Genomic DNA, 18026 nt, shown 5'->3' on the forward strand with positions numbered 1-18026 from the left:
CGAGTGCATGCCGGAGCCACCGAGCATCGATGAGCGCCAGGCGCGCGCCATGGTTAGAGCAATCATCGACCATCACTTCGGGTCGAAGCCGAAGCGCATCAATCGAAAGGGCGGCGGCATCAGCAACTTCGTCTTCGAGGCGAACCACACCGACGGAGATTTCATCGTCCGGATGAACCCCCAGCCTGGTAAGATCAAAGAATATCTGAAAGAGCAATGGGCGATGGCTCGCGCCCAGGAGGTTGGCGTCCCGGTGCCCGAGGTTCTCGAGGTCGGCGCCGATATCGTGCCGATTCCGTATATGATCTCCCGCAAGGTTGAGGGAACGGAAGCGACGCACCACCCGGAGCGCATGGCGATCCTGCGCGAAATGGGCCGCCTGACGGCGCTCATTCATACCATCCCGACAAGCGGATTCGGCCACACGTTCGACTGGTCGAATAACCAGCTCTCACGCAAGGAGAATTGGGCCGAGTATCTGAAACGTGAACTGAACGTCGAGCAGCGTCTCAAGGTCCTCGATGTCAACAAGATGCTGTCCAAGTCACAGCTCAAGAGCCTTCATGGGACGCTGCGCAGCATCGAGGACCTGAACTCCGATCCGGTTCTCAACCATGGCGATATGCGGCTCAAAAATGTAATGGCGGACGAAGCGGGTGAAATCACCGCCGTGATCGACTGGGAGTTCTGCTCGTCGAACATCGCGCCCTTCTGGGACTTGGCATTGTCCCTGCACGATCTATCGGTCGATGCCAAACAGGCCTTTCTGGGCGGTTATGGTTCGAGCGAGGCCGAAATCCGTAAGATGGCGCCGATCCTGAAGGCGATCAACGTCATCAATTATGCTCCCTTCGTCGAGCGCGCCGCCGAGGAAAAGGATCAGCGACGCCTCGACCAGTATCGAACGCGTTTCAGCGGAGCCCTCGACCTTTATTCGCTCTGACGGGGCGATCGGATAACGGATTGGAGCATAAAGGAATCCGCAATTGGATTCCGAAGTGGAATTCACCTTTGGGCCGGACGCTCTATCCCTTGGCGGTGACGGCAGGCACCGGCTGTGCCGGGCAGGACACGACGAATTCGGAGTGCAGCGGCGTGATCTCGATGCCGCTGACGAGGGTGCAGCCCTTCATGGCCGGCGTCGTGGCGATGTACTCCAACGCGGCATCCTCATGTCTGACGCCGGTGGTTGGCGAGACCGACGGCTCTCCTCTCCACGACTGACAGAACGTCTGGCGCATTTCAGAGGCAGCATACGCGGCGACGAGAAGTCTTCCGTTGACGGGCTGCCGATAGACCTGGAATCCGCCGCCGCATGCGGTCGTCACATTGACGGACGGAACCGCTACATAGTCGGAAAGCGACCCACCTTTTGGCTCCGAGGCACATCCGGAGATCGCACCGACGAGAACGATCGTGGCAGTCAGGAACAGGGGCCGGTACAGCATCGATTACGCACCTAAGGAAGGGGAACGCACTTCTAGCAGGCGTTGCCAAGCTTGTCCCGCATCAAACCGGCGCGGTCCGGTGTCGATCGAACCTGTCTGCTAGATCTAACGGTGAAGGAGTCGAATTTCCACTTTTGATTGAGAGAACGATAAGCTTGTCGATATGAGCGAATTCTCATCACCTTGGGGCAAAAGACTGTAAAATCCGAATGATATCAATAGTGCCGGCATCTGATGTCATGGCTCGCGCAATCCAGCCCGCCCCGACCGGCCAGGACGAAACAAGTCCAGGTTGACGAAGATCGCGCCAGCCGCAGCCATCAGAGCCAGAGCGCCCCAGGTAAGCGCGTAAACCAGGTGGCTATTGGAAAAAGCAATCACCGTAAGTCCCGCGACAGGCAGGCGGCGCTCCCCGGACGCACGCTCCGCGTCGATAAAGTATGGCGCGACCTTCTCCAGGCCACGCGCCGCTGCGATTGCGCCGACGTCGCGGGAGTACCAGCGGCCGGACGCCGGATCATTCGCACGCAGAAACGCCCCGCTTGGCTCCGGCATGCGCAGCAGACCAGTCACCGTGACGGGTCCCGGGCCCGGCGGCTGCCAGGAGGCCGGATCGCGTTCGGTCGCTGGAACGAAGCCGCGGTTGACGAAGATCGTCGTTCCGTCATCTCGGGCCAGGGGCGTCATGACCCAGTATCCCTCGCCCAGTTCGGTTACGGCCTTGACGAGCGTCGAGCGATCCCCGAGCCACTCGCCCATCGCAGTCACGCGCCGATACTCATCGGCGGCAGCCGATATTCCGGCCCAATCCGCCGGTCCGGGCGCAGGAATCGGGACGGCGTGGACCCGCGCCTCCACGCGCGCGATCAGATCGAGCTTATAGGCGCGCCGATGGACCTGCCAGACGGCAAGCGCGATGAGGCCGGCCACGATCAGAATCGCAGCGAGATCGAAGGCGATCAGCCATGCGATTTTCCGGCGGGTCAGGGCTTCTGCAGGGCCTCGTGCGGCGACATCGGCATCATGTTCTGATCCATGTGATACATGACCCATATCGAGCCAACCAGCGTGATGACGACAAGTGTGAGCGTGAACAGCAGGGCCAGGAAGGTCCAGCCGCCCTCGGATTTGGTATTCATGTGCAGGAAGTAGATCATGTGGACCACGATCTGCACAGCAGCGAAGGCCATGATCACGATGCTGGTCAAGAGCGTGTCGTTCAGGACGTTCGCCATCACGAGCCAGAACGGGATGGCGGTCAGGATGACCGACAGGACGAAGCCGGTCACGTAGCTTTTGAACGTGCCCTGCGCGTCGTGGGAATGATCCCCGTGCGCCTCGCCGTGACCGTGCGGCTCCCCGGCGAGTCCGGGCTCGGTGACCTGGCTCATCGCATGGCTCCCATCAGGTAGACGAAGGTGAAGACACCGATCCAGACGACGTCGAGGAAGTGCCAGAACATGGAGAGGCACATGAGCCGGCGCTGGTTCGCCACGATCAGCCCGCGCCGGCGCACCTGCACCATCAGCGTCACGAGCCAGACGATGCCGAAGGTGACATGCAGCCCGTGCGTCCCCACAAGCGCGAAGAAGGAGGACAGGAACGCGCTGCGCTGAGGAGTGGCGCCTTCACGGATCAGATGGGAGAATTCGTAGAGCTCGATCGCGATGAAGCCTGCTCCGAACAGGCCCGTGACCGCCAGCCAATTCAGGGTCGGCCTGATCCGATCCTTCTGCATCTCCAGCATGGCAAAGCCGTAGGTGATCGACGACAGGAGCAGCAGGCCCGTATTGACGGCGACGAGCCGCAGGTCGAACAGGTCCGCTCCCGACGGCCCCGCCGCATAGTTGCGGCCGAGCACGCCGAAGGTGGCGAACAGCGCCGCGAAGATGAGGCAATCGCTCATCAGATAGAGCCAGAAGCCGAACAGCGTGCCCCCGTCTCCGTGGGCGTGCCCTTCCTCGTCGTAGAAGACAGGCGCCGTGGCGCCGGGCGGAGGGGTCGTCTCGTGCATCGCCTCAAGCCCCTCCCACCAGTTGCGCCGCTCCTTGGCTTTCGATCCGGACGACGTCCTCGGCCGGGATGTAATAGTCCCGGTCGTAGTTGAACGTGTGGATGATGGCGACCGCGAGGACACCGACGAACGACAGGGCTGCCAGCCACCAGATGTACCAGACCAGGGCGAAGCCGAGCACGGTGCTGAGCACCGCCAGGATGACGCCAGTGCCGGTGTTCCTGGGCATGTGGATCGGCCTGAAGCCTTCCATCGGCCGATCGTGACCGCGCTTCTTCATGTCCCACCACGCATCGAGATCGTGAACCACAGGCGTGAAGGCGAAATTATAGGGTGGAGGCGGCGAGGTGGTCGACCATTCGAGCGTCCGGCCGCCCCAGGGATCTCCGGTGAGGTCGCGCAGCTGCTCGCGTTTGAAGAAGCTGACGACGAGTTGGATCACGAAGGCCAGGATGCCGGCCATGATGATGAAGGCGCCGATCGCGGCCAGCGTCAGGAACGGCTGGACGGCCGTGTCCTCGAAATGCTGCGTCCGGCGCGTCACGCCCATCAGGCCGATGATGTAGATCGGCATGAACGTGATCCAGAAGCCGATCAGCCAGCACCAGAACGACGCCTTGCCCCAGAACGGGTCGAGCTTGTAGCCGAAAGCCTTCGGGAACCAGTACTGGACGCCCGCGAGCAGCCCGAACACCACGCCGCCGATGATGACGTTGTGGAAATGCGCGACCAGGAACAGGCTGTTGTGCAGGACGAAGTCGGCGGGCGGCACCGCGAGCAGCACGCCGGTCAATCCGCCGAGCACGAAGGTCGGGATGAAGCCCATCACCCAGATCATCGGCGTCTCGAAGCGGATCTTCCCCCGGTACATGGTGAACAGCCAGTTGAACACCTTGGCGCCCGTCGGGATCGAGATGATCATCGTCGTGATGCCGAAAAAGGCATTGACGTTGGCGCCCGCCCCCATGGTGAAGAAGTGATGCAGCCAAACGAGCCAGGATACGAGGGCGATCACCATCGTGGCGTAGACCATCGACGTGTACCCGAACAGGCGCTTGCCGGAGAAGGTGGACACCACTTCCGAATAGATGCCGAAGGCCGGCAGGATCAGGACATAAACTTCCGGATGGCCCCAGATCCAGATGAGGTTCATGTACAGCATCGAGTTGCCGCCGAAGTCGTTCGTGAAGAACCGCGTTCCGACATAACGGTCGAGGGCGAGGAGCGCCAAGGTCGCGGTCAGGACCGGGAAGATCGTGACGATGATGGCGTTGCTGGCAAGGGTCGTCCAGGTAAAGACCGGCAGCTTCATCATCGTCATGCCGGGCGCGCGCATCTTCACGATGGTGGCGATCAGGTTGATTCCGGACAGCGTGGTGCCGACGCCCGCGATCTGGAGGCCCCAGATGTAGTAGTCGACTCCGACGCCGGGGCTGTAGGCTGCTCCCGACAAGGGCGGATAGGCGAGCCATGTGGCCCGCGAATACTCTCCCACGAAGAGCGACGTCATGGTGAGAACGGCGCCGCCCACCGTCATCCAGAAGCTGAAATTGTTCAGGAAGGGGAAGGCCACGTCGCGCGCGCCGATCTGCAACGGCATGATGTAGTTCATGACGCCGGTCACGAAGGGCATCGCCATGAAGAAGATCATGATCGTGCCGTGAGCGGTGAAGATCTGGTCGTAATGGTGCGGCGGCAGGTACCCCTCCGACGCGCCGACCGCGAGAGCCTTCTGCGTGATCATCATGATCGCGTCCGCGAAGCCGCGCAGCAACATGATGATGGCGAGAATGATGTACATGATGCCGATCTTCTTGTGATCGACGCTCGTGAACCATTCCCGCCACAGGTATCCCCATTGGCCGTACCAGGTGACCGCGCCCACTAGCGCCAATCCGCCCAAGGCTACGACGATGAACGTCACGAGCAGGATCGGCTCATGGTACGGAATGGCCTCGAGTGTCAGTCGCCCGAAGATCAGTTGCTGGAGATCGAGGTTCGAGAACATGCTGCTGCTCGCTCCAATCAGTGCTGATGGCCGTCGGTCGGACGGGTGTTCAATTGCGCCGGCGCAGGCCCACTGCCCGGACCGGGCGGGACGGTGCCGCGCTCCTGGCCGGGCTGGTCGCGCGGTATCACGCCTTGCGGCTCCTCGGAACTTCGAGGTGCGCGGCCGGAGGCCGGGAAGGTCGCGCCGGACGGCTCGCTGCCGCTTTCCAGGCGACGGCTGTCGTAGTCGAGCCGCTGACGGTTGGCCTCACTGTCCTCCGCCGCGCCGCCCATCCTGTCGATGTGGTGCATCTCCTGCACGCACATCTGGCCGGGAGCGACGCACATGCCGACCGCGGCGGTAAAGAGGCCATCCTCCACGGAGCCGAAGAATCGGACAGGTTCCGCCTCGCTCGGCTTTTCGAGCTTGAGATAGGCCTCGCGGTTGAGGGGCTCTCCGGCGGCCTTCGCCTTCGCCACCCATTCGTCGAAGCCCTGCTGCGTAAGGCTCCGGAAACCGAAGTTCATGCGGGAGAAGCCGGCTCCGCTGTACATCCCCGACAAGCCGGTGAAATCCCCCTCATGGTTCATGACGGCATTGAGTCGCGTCTCCATGCCCGGCATGGCGTAGATCATGCCCGCCAGGGCAGGAACAAAGAATGTGTTCCACACGGAGGACGACGTGATCCTGAAGGAGATCGGAACATTCGCAGGCGCGGCCATCTCGTTCAGGCTTGCGACGCCCAATTCGGGGTAGATGAAGAGCCACTTCCAGTCGAGCGCGACGACCTCGACCGTCAGCGGTTTTACGTCGGCCGGCACGGGTTTGTTGGGCGCAAGCCGGCCGAGGGGCCTGAAAGGATCGAGCGTATGCGTGCTGATCCAGGTCATTGCACCGAGCGCCATGATGATGAGCAGGGGTATGGTCCAGATCACCACTTCGAGCTGAGTCGAATGATGAAATTCCGGATCATAGGTCGCGTCGGTGTTGGATGCCCGGTAGCGCCAGGCGAAAAGGAATGTGAGCGCGATCACCGGCAGGATCACGAGCAGCATGAGCACTGTCGAGGCGATGATGAGGTTGCGCTGCTGGACGGCGACGTCGCCGGAAGGGTCCATGACGACCATGCCGCAGCCGGCGAGCAGGCCCGAGGTGATGAAGACAGCCAGGCCCCGAACGAATTTGCGGCGCAACTTTTTGCAGGGACTGCCGATGGCACCTGATCGCTTGAAAGGGATGGCCGTGTCACTCACTCGGTAACTCCTTTCAGCTTATGATCGCGAACCTTATCCCGATGAATCGAAAGCGCAGGCCCCCGTGCGCGCTAGACCTGCCGGATTTCCGAGCGGGAGATGCTGAGGGCTATCAAGGTGGTGACCGCTCCGGAGAGAAGATACAGGCCGACGCAGGCCAGCCCGTAGCGGGCCGACAGAAACAGCACGATCAGCGGCGCGAAACCCGCTCCGAGCAGCCAGGCGAGATCGTTGGTGAGAGCCGCGCCGGTGTAGCGATAGCGTTGCGCAAGCTGCGACGTGACGGCCCCTGAGGACTGCCCGTATGACAGGCCGAGCAGCAGGAAACCTGCATTGACGTAAATCGTCTGCCCGATCGCGTTCTCTTCAACGATCAGGGGAGCGATGATGCTGCAGATGGCGAAAATCGCGATCAGGCCGGCCGAGATCATGAGGAGCATGCGGCGGCCGATCTGATCGGCGATCAGGCCCGAGGCTACGACCGCGCCGGCGCATATAAAGGCACCGGAGCATTGCACCATGAGGAACTCGCCTGCCGAGCGCTGGGTGAACAGGGTGATCCAACTGATGGGAAAGACCGTCACGAGGTGAAAGAGAGCAAAACTGGCGAGCGGGATCAAAGCACCGATGAGGAGAACACGCGCGTAATCCCTGATCAGGGGGATGATGGGCGCCGGTTCGAGACGTCCCCGTTCGAGGAGGCGCGAAAACTCTTCCGTCGCGACGAGACGCAACCGCGAGAACAAGGCTACGACATTCACGGCGAAGGCGCAGAAGAACGGATAGCGCCATCCCCAATCGAGAAAATCGGCCTCCGACACGTTGAGGAGGAAGAACGAGAACAGCACGCCCGCCACCATGAAGCCCAGAGGCGCGCCGAGTTGCGGGATGGCGGCGTAGAAGCCGCGGCGCTCGATCGGCGCGTTGAGGGCGAGAAGCGAGGCCAGCCCATCCCAGGCACCGCCCAGAGCAAGTCCCTGACCGATCCTCAGGATGGCGAGGAGATACAGAGACCACGCCCCGATCTGCCCGTAGCCCGGCAGGAAGGAGATTGCCATGGTGGAGAAGCCGAGCAGGAAGAGCGCCATAGTCAGCTTGACGCCACGCCCGTGCCGACGGTCGATTGCCATGAAGATGATCGAACCTATCGGCCGGGCGATAAAGGCAAGCGAGAAAATAGCGAACGAGTAAAGCGTCGCCGTCACGGGCTCCGCGAAGGGAAAGAACACCTTCGGGAAGACCACCACCGAGGCGATGGCGAAGACGAAGAAGTCGAAATACTCGGCTGCCCGGCCGATGACGACCCCGATGGCGATCTCGCTGGGCGCGACCCGATGGTCGGCGGACACCAAACGGGCGTCGCGCTCCAGCGGTGTGGAGGAGGGCCGTGGTCCTTCAACCTGATCCATCGTCATCTGGGCAATCGCCTCTAATGAGAATAGCTCAGCCCAGTCAGCAGATCTGGATCAGGCCCGTGACGGCCTGTCCTCAGCTACTTGATCTGAGGCTTTAACGCCGTAATCCAGGTTCACCTTGACCGCAGGTTTTAGGGTCGCCGCCGGGTTCAGCAAGCCGGAGGCCGAGCATTTTGGCACAGGACAGGTGTTTCCGATGTCGGCAGAGATGCGCCGCACCCCGGATTATGTTTCAAATCCTTATTGCGCACGGTCCATCGGCCTGATCGTCGAAAGCCTGACAAAAAGACTTCAGCAAATTCCGGCCTGATGGAATGAACAACGGAAATCGAGCGACGCTTTCAATCACCCCAAAAAGGGGTCAACCGTTCAATTTCCTCTCAGGTCGAATTGGCCGTCACTTATAGGCAACCCAACCCCGGAAGGTGAAACCGGCATAAAAGAGGCTGACGTTCGAGAATCCGGCGTTGCGCATGAGTGCCTCGTCCTCTTCGGGAGAGAGGACAGGCAATCGGCGACCGATTTCGGCGGCGGCGGTCTCTGCCTTCTCGATGGGGACGCCCGAGGCCGCCGCAAAGGCGGCGTAACGGCTGAGCCAGATCGCCTTTTCATCAGCCTCTTGAGGGAAGCTGTGGTGCGCGACGACAAAGGGCGCACCGGGTTTCAGTCGCTTATGCACCTCCGACAGAGTGCGCAAGCGCTCATCGGCCGGCACAAAATGCAGCGTCAGGAGGCATGTCGCCCCATCGAATGGCCCCTGAGGGGCATCGTCGATATACCCCTCATGCAGTTCGACGCGCGATCCGAGAGAGCCGAGCGTGCCCCTCGCCAGTCTCAGCATTTCGGCCGACGGATCGACTCCGACGAACCGCCAGCGCTGATGGCGCTCGGCGAAAGCCTTCAGCTCCAGCCCGCCGCCCGCACCGAGAACCAGCACACGAGCCTCCGCGCCGAGTCGTTCGGCGAGGAGGAGAGCCGTCATCCGCTGGAGGTCGGCAAATCCCGGCACGAGCCGGGGCGGCCCCTCGGCATAGCGGGAAACGGCCTCGGGATCAGAGAACGCTGCAGGCATGCGATCGGTCATTATCGTCAGGTCCCGTTGATCCGCACATTCGGACCGAACAGGCAGCCCGGAACGATTGCCGAACAATCGTTGGGTCTTACGCCCCCCCGGCTCTCCAGATAAACGCGCGCCGCCTTGATCGCCGCGTTGCATTGGGCCGATGTACCGCCCAGGACCTCTTCCGGCGCGGTGCGGCCGGTCCAGACGTTCAGGGTGGTGGCGATGGCCCAGCCGGGTTCGGCAAGCGCGCGGTTGGCGATATTCGGCAAGGAGGCCTCGGCGCAGCTGCGCATCTCGGCGATGACGGCCTGCGGCGCGCGGATCTGCGCGAGGCGCTCGTTCATCTCGGACTGAAGCGGATCGACGATGAACACGCCGACGAGAAAGGTGAAAAGATCCTGAAGCATGATGGTCTCCGGGCCGGCGGTCGGATCGATGGAGATCCGACATCACGCGAGGGCCGGCGCGGCTCACGTCAGAGGGGCCCGGATCAAGGGGTCTTGCCGGATTTAAGCATGGAGCGCGGCGGTTCAAGGCTCAGCCGCGCACTCGCACCGAAGCAGGAGCCTCAAAGTTGCCTGGATTGGTCATGTATGACCAAATCCGTCTGTAGCGATTCGCCGATCGGATCATCCGCCCCTATGAGTTCGCCCCCTCAGCCTCGTAACGACTTCACCTTTCCCTGGTCCGTCGATCACGATCCGCAAAGCCCTCTCATCGAAAAGCTCGAGCAGTTCTACAGGCTGTGCCGAGCACGCTGGCAGTTTCTCGAAACCTATAGGCGGGCCACCGAGCCCGGAATGCGCCGGCTTGGGCAGGCGCTCGATCAGACGCTCCTCGCCACCGCATTGATCGTGCTGCCCAAGGCCCTTGCCGGCTGGGAGACGCTTCGTCCCGTCATACGCGCCCACACGCGGGCACTGCTTCCGTTCATTCCGCAGACGACGCCGGAGGAAGAGGCGGTCGCGCAGGATCCGGCCTGGGAGATCCTGGCCGAATTCGAGAGCCTTGCGCCGGATCAGCGGGACAAGGCGGCGCAGAACCTCGCCCTGCTATGGGATCATTTCGAAAAAACCTTCGGTGGCCTGAGCGGATTTCTCGCGGAGCCGCAGACCGAGCAGTCGCTCTATCTCGACAAGCTGATGACCGCCTCGAGGCGCATGAAGCTCGCGCGTGGGTCCGAGGTTGCGTTCCACTTCGTCACGGTCGAATTGATGCGGCTCTACGTGGAAGGTCTCTGGCACGGACGACGCGACAGGGCGGCGTTTTCGCTCGCCTCGACCGTCTCCGTCCTGATCGATCGCGGGCGGATGATGCGGCCGGCATTGACCTTCGAGGGCTCGGCCTCTTCCCAGCGCGCAGAAGCGGCATAGGCCTCGACCCGACCTCACAACGCGAAACATCCGGAAGGTTTTGCATTCCTCCGGACGTTTCGGTGGTCTTTGCAGATAGATTAGCGGCAGCGGCGGACCCGGCGCGTCACGATATCGCCGTTCGGCTCTTCCTCACGGATCACGACGGTGCGGCAGCGATCGATGCTGCCGGTCGAAAGATCATCGCGGTCATAGACGCGACGACGCTCGATATAGCGGCGCTCGTAGCGGTCTCGATCCGGTCCCACGCGGACGCTTGGGCCGTCAGGACCAATACCGAACTGTACCTGCGCCGATGAGGGCGTCGAAACGACAATGCCTGAACCAAGTAAGGCAGCCGCCAAAAGCCAAGTTGCCTTCTTCATCACTCCATCTCCACGTCGTTGGCATATGACGACCAACGCATTACTTCGATTTACGTTTCATGAAATGACGCGGCGGATCGCATTATCCTAGGCGCAGCTCTTTCTACGAGGACGTGACCAGGAACGACTTCGAACAACGCAAGCGTGGCGGACAAATACCTTTCTACCGCAGCTAGAGCATCGGACGGACCGATGCTCTCATTCAAGGAGAAAGCATCGGATTCATCCCAAAAGTGCAGATCCACTTTTGGGTCCGATGCTTTAGCGCGGCGCAGCCTGGATCTCGCGCTGCTCGACGACGCGCTCGATCATCTCGGCCTGGCTCTTGATGCAATAGAGCGGCATCCCGCCCGCCGTCGACGGCAGCTGACGAAGAACGGTGAAGATGGCACGGGGAAGATGATGTGCGGCAGCGCTCGGCTGCACGGCTTGACCGACCTTGAACAAATGCTCCTTCATGGCGCCCTCCCGCAGGACCAAGGGGACGGCGCATCATATCAGCCCGATGTCCTGGCCGTGAGACCCGATCAGATCGGACCGCGCGGAATATCGTGCCAGTAATCCCGCATTTCCTGCTCACGCTTGCGATCGGGCCAGATCCGGTCGTCGCCGTAGAAGGCCGGCGCGCTTTGCACCTGCTCCTCCGTCACGTCGGTGCGATAGCCCTCGATCTCCGTGTCGTAGGTGAGCTTGTCCCAGGGAACCGTGTGGTGGTGTACGCCGAGCCCCAGGAAGCCGCCGAAGGTCACGTCGACATAGAGTACGCGCCCGCTCACCTTTTCGATCAGCAGGCGCTTGATGGTGCCGATCTGCGTGTCCTGCTGGTCGTAGACCGCGGTCCCCTCGACCCGATCGCTTTCGATCACCGGATGAGATGACGGCGCGCGGTTGATCGGCCCCCAGAGATAGAATCCGTTTTCGATGATTCCGGCTGCGACGACGGCCCGGCTGACACCGAGATCCCATTCGTCATCGGGACCGATCTGCCGCGTGAGCGTCCATGGCCCATGATCGCTCGGAAGCGACTCTCCACCCGGGCCTTCGGCGAAGCCGCGCAGTTCCGGCGCCGCCATGGATTGGAAGATGTAATACGTTCTCATGAGCGCCTCCCCCTCGACAGGAGTGACTCCCGCGCCGGTCGCGCACCGGCTCAATCGCCGCGCGGGCCGGACGCAGTGTTTTCTCAATTTCAACCGCATGATCTCGCATGCGGTTCCTGCATTTCGGCAAAAACGGCTGCGTTGGAGCCTCGGTCGTTCGGTGGTAGGCTGGAGGTCAGCCAGTTGCGGCGTGGCGAAGGAAGGATGCAGGTTTTGGCAGACTTGGCGATATCCGTTCTGGTCGTCCTTGCCGGCGCCGTCGGAATGCTGCTGCTGCTCGTGACATGGTTCGGCGGCAGAACCATCACACCGGAATTCGAGGACGATCTCGATCCGATCAATGGAGCGCGCGATCCCGTCGCGATCTACGAATCGCACGGACCGTTCATTCCCATGCCGGAGCATCTGAAAACGCACGATCAGATGATCGCCTGGATGACGCAGGAGCTGCCCAGGCTCACAGCCGAGATAAGCAATCCTCGGCCTTGAACCGAATCGATTCGGTCAGGACAAGCGCGATGAATCAGGGAAACATCAGGGCGGATGCCAGCACGCTTGCCGTGTAGGCGAGTGCGATAAGAAGCGGTGCCAGCATTGCCGCGCTCGCCATCAGGAAGACCGACAGGCTGAGACTTCGCATGGCATTCCTCCGCTTTATGGTTAAACGGAGCCTAACCGGAACCTGGGCCATACCATGGCATAAGCTTGACCAAATCGAATCCGATTGGGATGCAGATCTTTATCCGTCGTGGAGATCGGCTGCCTCGTCACGCGGCCTTGGACGCGTTGCAATGTAAACGGCGACGCTTCCCATGACCGCCGCGAGGATCACGCGCACGACACGGCTCTCCGAAAGCCACAGGATCAGGCCGTAGGACAAGGCGAGCATGGTCAGCGCGATGAGTTTCGCGCGCAGCGGAATTGCCTTCTCGTCGCGCCACGTCCGCAGCAGGGCACCGAAGCGGGGATGGTTGTAGAGGCGGTCCGCGAGCGCCGGATTGGAGCGTGCGAAACACCAGCCGGCGAGAAGGACGAAGGGCGTCGTCGGCAAAACGGGCAGAAAGATCCCGATCACGCCGAGCGCGAGGCTCGCATAGCCGAGGCACAGAAAGAAGAGACGCATCATCCGGCTCCACAACTCCCAGCCGGATGACATAACGTCTCTCGCGGGATCGGTATCCCGCGTGCCGTCGCATGGATTGTCGGGGAATTCCAGCGCCCGCGGAAACCGCCTGCGGGTCGTTTCAGTCGCCGGAGCGACCGGCCATGCGGTCGATCCCGCTCGAGCGCTGCACGCGGACCTCCGACGGCACGAGGCGGCGCGCCTTCAGCACGGACCCGGCCTCCTCGATATCCTGCCAGAACGTCCCGAGCTGGCAGCGCCAGTTCCTGGGGCTCTCCGAGGGACGGACGGATTGCGGCTGAACGGCTTTGGTGGAGAAGACACTGAAAAAGTTCATCATCTTTTCGTTCCCTCTGCCACCAGGTCTTTCGAGCGCGCAAACCTGTGAAGCGGGTCCCGCTCGCGCCGCGGAGCTTCCCTTTTCGGAAAAGCGATGGATCGTCCCCAGCCACGTTGTTATTGCATGATGATCATAATATTATCTTTTGACGGATTTCAAGCGACTCTTTAGGGAAACCGGCGTCTTCTTGAGAACTGTCCGAGACGCCTATAACCTAGGGTAGAATTTGAATTACCTTAGGTAACTTAAATGGATATACGACGCGTCATTTGGGCAATTGCTTGAGGCTCGGAGGATCTGCCCGGGCCGGTGGGAAAGGCAGACGAGAGTGTGGACGGACAAGCTGTGCAGTGGTATTATATTGCGGTAATCATAAGTCAGATCCGTTATCCGATCCGCTTGATCAACACCTCGGCTTAAACAAGGGGAGCGACCATGCGCTACGAAAAAGGACATAAGGACGCGACCCGCAAGCGCATCGTCGAGATCGCCTCGAAGCAGTTGCGGCGAGAGGGCGTCGGCGCGAGCGGCGTTGCCGCGCTGATGGCGAGCGCGGGCCTCACCCATGGCGGTTTCTACGCCCATTTCTCCTCGAAGGACGCCTTGATCCAGGAGGCGCTGGCGGAGGCGATCGAACAGGTCAGCGCCTGGATCGGTACCGTCGCCGCAACGAGCGACGACAAGCTCGAAGGGGTCATCCGCGCCTATCTCAGCACGCATCACCGGGACAATCCGGAAAACGGGTGCGTTGCCGCAGCCCTGACGCCCGAGATCGGACGCCACTCCCCCGCCGTGCGCCAGCTGTTCACGCAGAGCATCGAAAAGCATATCGATATTCTTGCGAGCCTTTTGCCCGCCAGCGCGACGCCGGAAGCCCGTCGTTCGGTCGCAACCGCGATCATCTCGGGCACGATCGGCATGATGCAGCTCGCCCGCGCGGTCGACGACGAGGAACTCTCGGAGCGCATCCTCAATGACGGAATCGCCGCCTGCCTGAGCCTCGCCCGCGCCATCAAGGCGTAAGCAGCGGGCGCCGCCTCGGGATCATTAGAGCATTTTTCGGCGAAGTGGATCCGGTTCGCCGTCCAAAAATGATGATTCCACGTCAGTGGAAACGGCTCTAGCCGAGCTTGCGCTCGACCTCCGCCGCGATCTCCAGCAGCCGGCGATCGTGCCCGTGGCGCGCCACGAGCATGAAGCCGACCGGGCGCTCGCAACCGGGGATCGGCAACGAGATGGCCGTCAGATCGAACTGATTTCCGAACATGGTGTTGCGCAGGATCAGCCGATCCGTGTGGTTGTAGAGTTTGTCGTCCGCTTCCAGCGGCGCGGTCAGCGGCGCCGAGATCGCCGTGGTCGGCAGGGCCAGCACATCGACGGACGCCAGCCTTTCATCCATCGCTTCCACCAGCCTGCGCCGGCGGCGCAGCATGCGGATATAGACCGGCGCCGGAACACGCCCGCTGCGGGCGATCCACCAGCGCACGCGCGGGTCGATCTCCGCCGCCTTGGCATCGAGCCAGTCGGCATGCACTTCGGCGGCCTCGATCGATGCGATGGAAGCCGTCTCAGTCGTGTCGGCCATCCCTTGAAGAAGATCCTCGATGGCGTGATCCGCGATCCCCGCCCCGGCCCGCGACAGGCGGCTCAACGCAGTCTCGAAGGCGTCCTCGACCATAGGCTCGCTTTCCGAGAACAATCGTCCGCGCGGCACGCCGATGCGCAGACCCATCAGAGGAACCGGCGTCAGGGAGCGAGGCTCGTCTCCGGCCATGATCGCATCGGTGAAGGCACAATCCTGCACGGAGCGCGCGAGCGGTCCGATGGAATCGAGGGACGGCGAGAGCGGGAACGCGCCCTCGAGCGGCACGCGATACGCGGTCGGCTTGAAGCCGACGATTCCGTTGAGCGCGGCGGGAATGCGCACCGACCCGCCCGTGTCGCTGCCGATGGAGATCTCGCTCGTTCCTTCCGCTACGGAGACACCCGCTCCGGAAGACGAGCCGCCGGGAATGCGCAGGGGATCGGCCGCGTTGCCCGGCGTGCCGTGATGCGGATTGAGCCCGAGGCCCGAGAAGGCGAACTCGACCATGTTGGTCTTAGCCAGGATCACCGCTCCCGCCTGACGCAGGCGAGCGACGATCACCGCATCCTTCTGCGCAGGGGGTGCATCGCGCAAGGCGCGCGAGCCCGCAAGCGTGGTCTCGCCTGCAACGTCGAAGAGATCCTTGATCGAAACGATCGCCCCATCGAGCGGCCCGTGCGAGATGCCCGCCTGGCGCCGCAGATCGGCCGCATCGGCGGCGGCACGAGCGGCATCCTCGTACAGCCGGAGGAATACGCGTTCGTCCGCCGCACGCCCGCCGAGGCGCGCGAGGATCGTTTCGAGCTTGTCGCGAATGCTTGTCACGAGGCGTAGCGCTCCTGCGCATCGTCCGCATCTGTCTTATCGAGCGCGACCGTGGTGCTCGGGAAGGTCATGACGCAGCGGATCCCGGTCGGCGCGAAATCGAGCTTGATCTCGCCGCCGAGCTGCTGCGCGAGACCGCGCTGGATCAGCTTGGACCCGAAGCCCTGGCGCTCCGGAGTCTTCACGGGCGGGCCGCCGCTTTCGACCCATTCCACGAGAAGATCCTGCGGGCTGCCGCCCGTCGTCACCGCCCACATGACGTGCACCTTGCCGTCCGGCAACGAGAGGCTGCCGTACTTGACCGCGTTCGTCGCGAGCTCGTGGATGGCGAGCCCGAGCGCGAGAACGGCGCTCGGCTGGAGATTGATCCTCGGACCGCGCAGACGGATTCGCTGACGCATGACATCCTGGTAGGGCTCGAGCTCGTTCCAGAGCACGTCCTCCAGAAGCGCACCCTGCCACTGGCTCTCGGTGAGGAGATCGTGCGTCTTGGCGAGGCCCTGAAGGCGGTTGAGGAAAGCGTTCCAGGCCTCGGGATCGTGGCCTTCGGCAGAGCGCCGCGTGAGCGAGGCCACGGATTGAACGGTCGCCAGGGTGTTCTTGACCCGGTGGTTGAGCTCGTGCAGCAGCAGCGCCTGCCGATCTTCGGCCAAGCGGCGCTCCGTGATGTCCTGCGAGACGCCGACCATGGAGAGGTCACCATCGGGACCGACCCTTGTGCGGCCGCTGATGTGAACCCAGTGCTCGCTGCCATCGGGCCACAGCACACGGTATTCCACATGAAGATCCGTGCGCATCGCGACGGCTTTTGCGACCGCCTCCGCCTGCGTCACGCGGTCGTCCGGATGAATCGAGGCCACCAGATCCGCATAGGAGAACGGCTCGTCGGGGCCGCGCCCGAAATTGGCGCGGCAGGTGGCGGAGGTGATGAAGGACCCGGTCGCGGGCGTGTATTCCCAGGAGCCGAAATGTCCCGCGTTGAGCGCGAGGCGCAGGCGCGCTTCGCTTTCCGCGATCTGCGCCAGAACCTCTTCGCGCTCCTGCTCGTGCTTGCGGATGTTCGTCGCGGCCTCGATGAGGGTCCGGTTGATCGCGTCGAATTCCAGCACCCGCGTCGTGGTATCGTCGTGCAGCGTTTCTCCCCGCCCGAGCGCGCGGGCCGAGGCGACGAGCCGATCGACCGGCTTGGCGATGGCCCGCGAGAGAAGGGCCGCGAGAAGAATTCCGCCGAGGATGACGCAGATCAGGATCGTGAGCCAGAACAGCGAGCGCCGGATCGATTGCGCGATCTCGGTGTCGGGCCTGCTGATGACGAAGGACCAGCCATAGGTCGGCGACTGGCTGAAATAGGTGCGGACGGGAATGCCTTCCAGCGTCACGCTCTGGAGGTTGCCCTCCCGCGCCGCCTCGAGCGCATCCTTGACGTAGTCGCTGGCGGGCTGGCCGACGAACCTTTCCGGCAGCCGGGAGCGGGCGACGATCCGCCGGCTGCGGTCGAGCACGGCGGCGTTCCAGTTCTCGGCGATGCGCTGATCGCGGATGATTTCCTGGAAGGGATCAAGCCCCATCGCGAGGGACAGGACATAGGCGACCTGCCCGTCGACAACGACCGGCACGTTGATGGTGATGAGGCGTTGTCCGGTGAGCGATCCCGTATACAGGTCCGAGACATAGGGCTTGCGGGTTTCGCGAACCTGCCGCAGCACCTCGGCCCGGTTGCTGTTGGGCAATGCGGCGCCGTAAGGCACCATGGTGTTGAAGATCGTTCGTCCCTCCGGCTCGAACAGAGCAATCCAGGACGGCTGTGCAAAACCCGCCTCCTTCGCCTGATTGTAGAAGATCTCGAACTCGCCCCTGGCGAGGCTGACGGATCGGGCGAGCACCCCCAGTGCCAGGACGGATTTGTCGATCTCGCGATCGAGCGACAGGCTCAGCGCACGGGCCGTTTCCTGCATGCGCAGATCGATGGCCTGCTGCTCGGCCCGATAATTGGAGTAGAAGCCGGCCGCCGCGATCAAGAGGGTCGGAAGCACGAGAACGAACACCAGCCCCCACAGGACCTGGCGCAGGGACGTGCGCGCGCCCCCGGTCATCCTGCTCGCCGTCCCCTGCCCTGCTCTGGATGCCCCCGG

21 protein-coding genes are annotated in these 18026 nt (G+C 62.6%); 5 read left to right on the plus strand and 16 right to left on the minus strand.

The features are described from left to right. Positions 1-7: 7 nt before the first annotated feature. On the plus strand, positions 8-943 hold the full coding sequence (locus JKL46_RS19740) for a phosphotransferase family protein (protein ID WP_201836268.1): 936 nt from the start codon (positions 8-10) through the stop codon (positions 941-943). Positions 944-1025: 82 nt separating this feature from the next. Here JKL46_RS19740 and JKL46_RS19745 read toward each other — a convergent pair whose 3' ends face one another. From JKL46_RS19745 to JKL46_RS19775, 7 genes are all read right to left on the minus strand, one after another. Further along, entirely contained in the window at positions 1026-1448 is a 423-nt protein-coding gene (locus JKL46_RS19745) for a hypothetical protein (RefSeq protein WP_201836276.1), read from the minus strand. Positions 1449-1685: 237 nt separating this feature from the next. Next, a complete protein-coding gene (locus JKL46_RS19750; protein WP_201836278.1) occupies positions 1686-2501 on the minus strand; it encodes an SURF1 family protein in 816 nt (271 codons plus the stop codon). Next, positions 2432-2839 carry a cytochrome o ubiquinol oxidase subunit IV gene (gene cyoD / locus JKL46_RS19755; protein WP_201836280.1) on the minus strand — a complete coding sequence of 136 codons (408 nt, stop codon included), beginning with the start codon at positions 2837-2839 and terminating at the stop codon, positions 2432-2434. The genes JKL46_RS19750 and cyoD overlap by 70 nt, the downstream gene beginning before the upstream one ends. Further along, positions 2836-3462: a cytochrome o ubiquinol oxidase subunit III gene (cyoC, locus tag JKL46_RS19760; RefSeq protein ID WP_201836282.1), complete on the minus strand. Its 627-nt coding sequence runs from the start codon at positions 3460-3462 to the stop codon at positions 2836-2838. The genes cyoD and cyoC overlap by 4 nt, the downstream gene beginning before the upstream one ends. A 4-nt stretch (positions 3463-3466) precedes the next feature. Next, a complete protein-coding gene (gene cyoB, locus JKL46_RS19765) occupies positions 3467-5470 on the minus strand; it encodes a cytochrome o ubiquinol oxidase subunit I (protein WP_201836284.1) in 2004 nt (667 codons plus the stop codon). Positions 5471-5487: 17 nt separating this feature from the next. Then, on the minus strand, positions 5488-6645 hold the full coding sequence (cyoA, locus tag JKL46_RS19770; RefSeq protein ID WP_281399905.1) for a ubiquinol oxidase subunit II: 1158 nt from the start codon (positions 6643-6645) through the stop codon (positions 5488-5490). Between the two features lie 131 nt (positions 6646-6776). Next, the gene (locus JKL46_RS19775) at positions 6777-8120 is read right to left on the minus strand and encodes an MFS transporter (protein WP_201836291.1); all 1344 of its coding nucleotides are present in this window, start codon (positions 8118-8120) and stop codon (positions 6777-6779) included. Between the two features lie 118 nt (positions 8121-8238). On the opposite strand from JKL46_RS19775, the gene JKL46_RS19780 reads away from it, so the two are divergent. Continuing rightward, entirely contained in the window at positions 8239-8430 is a 192-nt protein-coding gene (locus JKL46_RS19780) for a hypothetical protein (protein ID WP_201836292.1), read from the plus strand. A gap of 87 nt (positions 8431-8517) precedes the next feature. Here JKL46_RS19780 and JKL46_RS19785 read toward each other — a convergent pair whose 3' ends face one another. Both JKL46_RS19785 and JKL46_RS19790 read right to left on the minus strand, forming a co-directional pair. Next, a complete protein-coding gene (locus tag JKL46_RS19785) occupies positions 8518-9204 on the minus strand; it encodes a class I SAM-dependent methyltransferase (protein ID WP_246529419.1) in 687 nt (228 codons plus the stop codon). 5 nt (positions 9205-9209) lie between these two features. Then, complete coding sequence (locus tag JKL46_RS19790; protein WP_201836293.1) at positions 9210-9590, minus strand: hypothetical protein; 381 nt, start codon at positions 9588-9590, stop codon at positions 9210-9212. Positions 9591-9824: 234 nt separating this feature from the next. On the opposite strand from JKL46_RS19790, the gene JKL46_RS19795 reads away from it, so the two are divergent. After that, positions 9825-10556: a hypothetical protein gene (locus JKL46_RS19795; protein WP_201836294.1), complete on the plus strand. Its 732-nt coding sequence runs from the start codon at positions 9825-9827 to the stop codon at positions 10554-10556. Positions 10557-10636: 80 nt separating this feature from the next. Here JKL46_RS19795 and JKL46_RS19800 read toward each other — a convergent pair whose 3' ends face one another. The 3 genes from JKL46_RS19800 to JKL46_RS19810 all read right to left on the minus strand — a co-directional run bounded on the left by JKL46_RS19800 (position 10637) and on the right by JKL46_RS19810 (position 12021). Beyond that, positions 10637-10921 carry a hypothetical protein gene (locus JKL46_RS19800; RefSeq protein ID WP_201836295.1) on the minus strand — a complete coding sequence of 95 codons (285 nt, stop codon included), beginning with the start codon at positions 10919-10921 and terminating at the stop codon, positions 10637-10639. Between the two features lie 261 nt (positions 10922-11182). Beyond that, positions 11183-11380: a hypothetical protein gene (locus JKL46_RS19805; protein ID WP_201836296.1), complete on the minus strand. Its 198-nt coding sequence runs from the start codon at positions 11378-11380 to the stop codon at positions 11183-11185. Between the two features lie 68 nt (positions 11381-11448). Next, entirely contained in the window at positions 11449-12021 is a 573-nt protein-coding gene (locus tag JKL46_RS19810) for a PRC-barrel domain-containing protein (RefSeq protein WP_201836298.1), read from the minus strand. Positions 12022-12234: 213 nt separating this feature from the next. On the opposite strand from JKL46_RS19810, the gene JKL46_RS19815 reads away from it, so the two are divergent. Beyond that, positions 12235-12510: a hypothetical protein gene (locus JKL46_RS19815; RefSeq protein ID WP_201836300.1), complete on the plus strand. Its 276-nt coding sequence runs from the start codon at positions 12235-12237 to the stop codon at positions 12508-12510. A gap of 250 nt (positions 12511-12760) precedes the next feature. Here JKL46_RS19815 and JKL46_RS19820 read toward each other — a convergent pair whose 3' ends face one another. Together JKL46_RS19820 and JKL46_RS19825 are read right to left on the minus strand one after the other, a co-directional pair. Further along, the gene (locus JKL46_RS19820; RefSeq protein WP_343074082.1) at positions 12761-13147 is read right to left on the minus strand and encodes a YbaN family protein; all 387 of its coding nucleotides are present in this window, start codon (positions 13145-13147) and stop codon (positions 12761-12763) included. A gap of 118 nt (positions 13148-13265) precedes the next feature. Further along, positions 13266-13484: a hypothetical protein gene (locus tag JKL46_RS19825; protein WP_201836302.1), complete on the minus strand. Its 219-nt coding sequence runs from the start codon at positions 13482-13484 to the stop codon at positions 13266-13268. A 435-nt stretch (positions 13485-13919) separates the two neighbouring features. On the opposite strand from JKL46_RS19825, the gene JKL46_RS19830 reads away from it, so the two are divergent. After that, positions 13920-14507 (plus strand): TetR/AcrR family transcriptional regulator, encoded by a 588-nt coding sequence (locus tag JKL46_RS19830; RefSeq protein ID WP_201836304.1) that lies wholly within the window; start codon positions 13920-13922, stop codon positions 14505-14507. A 97-nt stretch (positions 14508-14604) separates the two neighbouring features. Here JKL46_RS19830 and JKL46_RS19835 read toward each other — a convergent pair whose 3' ends face one another. Together JKL46_RS19835 and JKL46_RS19840 are read right to left on the minus strand one after the other, a co-directional pair. Further along, positions 14605-15894 carry an amidase gene (locus JKL46_RS19835; RefSeq protein ID WP_201836306.1) on the minus strand — a complete coding sequence of 430 codons (1290 nt, stop codon included), beginning with the start codon at positions 15892-15894 and terminating at the stop codon, positions 14605-14607. Continuing rightward, positions 15891-17987, minus strand: a complete 2097-nt coding sequence (locus tag JKL46_RS19840) for an HWE histidine kinase domain-containing protein (protein ID WP_201836315.1) — start codon at positions 17985-17987, stop codon at positions 15891-15893. The genes JKL46_RS19835 and JKL46_RS19840 overlap by 4 nt, the downstream gene beginning before the upstream one ends. Positions 17988-18026: the final 39 nt, after the last annotated feature.

It is taken from the genome of Microvirga zambiensis WSM3693 (assembly GCF_016735695.1).
GTDB classification, from domain to species: domain Bacteria; phylum Pseudomonadota; class Alphaproteobacteria; order Rhizobiales; family Beijerinckiaceae; genus Microvirga; species Microvirga zambiensis.

Excerpts from the sequence above, each read along its gene's own strand:
- JKL46_RS19740 (WP_201836268.1), top strand. The coding sequence starts at position 8 with ATGCCGGAGCCACCGAGCATCGATGAGCGCCAGGCGCGCGCCATGGTT.
- JKL46_RS19745 (WP_201836276.1), bottom strand. The coding sequence starts at position 1,448 with ATGCTGTACCGGCCCCTGTTCCTGACTGCCACGATCGTTCTCGTCGGT.
- JKL46_RS19750 (WP_201836278.1), bottom strand. The coding sequence starts at position 2,501 with ATGGGTCATGTATCACATGGATCAGAACATGATGCCGATGTCGCCGCA.
- cyoD (WP_201836280.1), bottom strand. The coding sequence starts at position 2,839 with ATGAGCCAGGTCACCGAGCCCGGACTCGCCGGGGAGCCGCACGGTCAC.
- cyoC (WP_201836282.1), bottom strand. The coding sequence starts at position 3,462 with ATGCACGAGACGACCCCTCCGCCCGGCGCCACGGCGCCTGTCTTCTAC.
- cyoB (WP_201836284.1), bottom strand. The coding sequence starts at position 5,470 with ATGTTCTCGAACCTCGATCTCCAGCAACTGATCTTCGGGCGACTGACA.
- JKL46_RS19775 (WP_201836291.1), bottom strand. The coding sequence starts at position 8,120 with ATGACGATGGATCAGGTTGAAGGACCACGGCCCTCCTCCACACCGCTG.
- JKL46_RS19785 (WP_246529419.1), bottom strand. The coding sequence starts at position 9,204 with ATGACCGATCGCATGCCTGCAGCGTTCTCTGATCCCGAGGCCGTTTCC.
- JKL46_RS19790 (WP_201836293.1), bottom strand. The coding sequence starts at position 9,590 with ATGCTTCAGGATCTTTTCACCTTTCTCGTCGGCGTGTTCATCGTCGAT.
- JKL46_RS19795 (WP_201836294.1), top strand. The coding sequence starts at position 9,825 with ATGAGTTCGCCCCCTCAGCCTCGTAACGACTTCACCTTTCCCTGGTCC.
- JKL46_RS19800 (WP_201836295.1), bottom strand. The coding sequence starts at position 10,921 with ATGAAGAAGGCAACTTGGCTTTTGGCGGCTGCCTTACTTGGTTCAGGC.
- JKL46_RS19805 (WP_201836296.1), bottom strand. The coding sequence starts at position 11,380 with ATGAAGGAGCATTTGTTCAAGGTCGGTCAAGCCGTGCAGCCGAGCGCT.
- JKL46_RS19810 (WP_201836298.1), bottom strand. The coding sequence starts at position 12,021 with ATGAGAACGTATTACATCTTCCAATCCATGGCGGCGCCGGAACTGCGC.
- JKL46_RS19820 (WP_343074082.1), bottom strand. The coding sequence starts at position 13,147 with ATGATGCGTCTCTTCTTTCTGTGCCTCGGCTATGCGAGCCTCGCGCTC.
- JKL46_RS19825 (WP_201836302.1), bottom strand. The coding sequence starts at position 13,484 with ATGATGAACTTTTTCAGTGTCTTCTCCACCAAAGCCGTTCAGCCGCAA.
- JKL46_RS19830 (WP_201836304.1), top strand. The coding sequence starts at position 13,920 with ATGCGCTACGAAAAAGGACATAAGGACGCGACCCGCAAGCGCATCGTC.
- JKL46_RS19840 (WP_201836315.1), bottom strand. The coding sequence starts at position 17,987 with ATGACCGGGGGCGCGCGCACGTCCCTGCGCCAGGTCCTGTGGGGGCTG.